The organism is Citrobacter sp. CtB7.12 (assembly GCF_001297795.1).
In the GTDB taxonomy this organism is placed as follows: Bacteria; Pseudomonadota; Gammaproteobacteria; order Enterobacterales; family Enterobacteriaceae; genus Citrobacter_A; species Citrobacter_A amalonaticus.
The window spans coordinates 1-2,378 of sequence record NZ_LIFT01000050.1; the positions used below are offsets into that span (position 1 = coordinate 1).

A 2,378-nucleotide genomic window follows, 5' to 3' on the forward strand; every position below is an offset into this window, starting at 1 on the left:
GGTGAAGGCGAGAATAATAAAAACTGGTATCTGAGCAGCGCCCTGTCTCCGGTTACTCCGCTGGATCCTCTGAATCCTACCGATCCGCAGCCGCCAGCTCCGACGCCGCGCGAACACGCGGTGCGTCCGGAAGCCGGTCTGTACGGCATGAACCTGCAGGCGGCGAACACGCTGTTCAATACCCGTTTGCAGGATCGTCTGGGCGAAACGCATTACGTGGACGCGCTGACCGGCGAAGAAGCCGTCACCAGTATGTGGCTGCGTAACGTGGGCGGTCATACCCGTCAGAAAGACAGCAGTGGTCAACTGGATATGCAGGCCAACCGTTATGTCATGCAACTGGGCGGCGACATTGCGCAGTGGTCTTCGGACAACACTGACCGCTACCATCTGGGCCTGATGGCCGGTTATGCCAACCAGAAAGCGCGCGCCGAAAACCAGCGTAACGGTAACCGGGCCGACAGCCGCATCAGTGGTTACAGCGTTGGTTTGTACGGCACCTGGCTGCAGGACAACGCGACGCATGAAGGCGCGTATGTCGATAGCTGGGCGCAGTACAGCTGGTTTGATAACACCGTTTCTGGTCGTGATGTCGAATCTGAAGAGTATGATTCTAAGGGCTTCACCGCCTCTGTCGAATCCGGCTACACCTGGAAACTGGCCGAACTCAGCGAGCGTAACGCGCTGTATATTCAGCCAAAAGCCCAGATCACCTGGATGGGCGTGAAGGCAGATGAGCACAAAGAAGTTAACGGTACCCGCGTTGAAGGTAACGGCGATGGCAACCTCCAGACCCGCGTCGGCGTCCGTCTGTTCGGCAAGGGCCACAACACACTGGACGACGGCAAAGACCACACCTTCCAGCCGTTTGTCGAAGCCAACTGGATCCACAACAGCAAAGACTTTGGCGTCGCAATGAACGGTGAAAATGTGAATCTGAAAGGCGCCCGCAATATCGGCGAACTGAAAGCCGGGGTTGAAGGTCAGTTGACGAAGAACGTCGCCCTGTGGGGCAACGTCGCTCAGCAGGTTGGTAACAACGGCTACAGCGACACTTCAGCGATGATCGGTATTAAAGCGTCGTTCTGATGCCAAGTGCCGGGAGGCGGTTTCGCTTTACCCGGCCAGGCAAAAAACCTGTAGGCCGGATAAGGCGCAACGCGTCGCCATCCGGCAGTATGGGCATGAAATCCTCTCTCTAAACAGTATGTTACCGATGCGTAATCCCTTCATAAATTAAACGTAACGCCAGCAGGCCAATTATCGCGCCGATGATGCGGCTGGCGACGCGCTGTATTCTGCCGTATGCCCGACGCACGGCAGGCAACGAAAAGGCCTGGCTCAGAAAGACGCGCCAGATAACCGAAGAGAGCACAATCCCGGCCCAGGCCATCATCCTTGCCCACATGGGTGTGTCGGCACTCAGCGTAACGGAGAAGATACTGATAAAAAACAGGACGGTTTGCGGATTTGACAGATCGGTCAGTAAGCCACGACGAAAGAACACGGTCCATGGTGCGCTAACGGGTTGCTGCAGCGCTGGCATCTGCGGTGTGGCCTGGTGACGCATACTGTTCCAGGCAAACCACAGCAGATACGCGCCGCCGCCAATTTTGATCACCGAAAAAACCGCCTCGCACTGGGTGATCAGTGTCGCCATGCCAAACAGCCCCAGCCCGGAATAGATAGCGTCACCTGACGCAACGCCCAGACCGGTTAATACTCCTGCGCGCCGTCCGGAGGCCAGACTGGTTTGCACGACCACAAACAGATTGGCGCCGGGGTTGAAGAAGGTTAACACGAACAGGCTGACGGTGAGGAAAACCGCATGTAGAGGTTCCATAAACCACATTTCCCTGAGCTGGATAACGTCACTCCATCTTATTTACAACAAAATCTGAGGGATGCGAATGGGATCACAAAGGGAGGCGAGGGAAAAAAAAACCCGTGTTACCACGGGTGGTAGAAAGTCAGAAGCTGTATTTCAGTCCTAACATTCCCTGCGTATCGCTGTAGCCGTTGTCGCCAATTTGCTGGGCGACGTTGCCCCACAGTTGCAGACGCGGGCTAAGCTGGCCTTCAACGCCCACTTTCAGTTCGCCAATATTGCGGTTGCCTTTCACGTCGTTGCTGATGTCATCCATCTTCACGCTGTAGCTACGGGTGTTGTGAAGCCAGTTGGCTTCGACGAACGGCTGAAAGGTGCGGTCTTTGCCGTCATCCATGGCGTTATGGCCTTGCAGATAGGCTTTGACGCCAAGACGCGTTTGCAGGTTGCCGTCGGTTTTATCCACCACCCGAGTGCCGTTTTTCTCAACGTGCGTATCAGCCTGCACGTCCATCCAGGTGATTTGCGCTTTAGGCTGGATGTACAGCGC

General features: G+C 55.9%; 3 protein-coding genes. 1 reads left to right on the forward strand and 2 read right to left on the reverse strand.

Annotated features, from left to right (window positions below):
• On the forward strand, positions 1-1,089 hold a 1,089-nt coding region (locus AOY24_RS23290), incomplete at its 5' end, for an autotransporter outer membrane beta-barrel domain-containing protein (RefSeq protein ID WP_152967237.1).
• 121 nt (positions 1,090-1,210) lie between these two features.
• On the opposite strand, the gene AOY24_RS23295 is transcribed toward AOY24_RS23290, so the two are convergent.
• Positions 1,211-1,843 (reverse strand): LysE family transporter, encoded by a 633-nt coding sequence (locus AOY24_RS23295; RefSeq protein WP_054177467.1) that lies wholly within the window; start codon positions 1,841-1,843, stop codon positions 1,211-1,213.
• A gap of 127 nt (positions 1,844-1,970) precedes the next feature.
• Positions 1,971-2,378: autotransporter outer membrane beta-barrel domain-containing protein (locus AOY24_RS23300; protein ID WP_072185450.1), on the reverse strand; the 408-nt coding region annotated here is incomplete at its 5' end.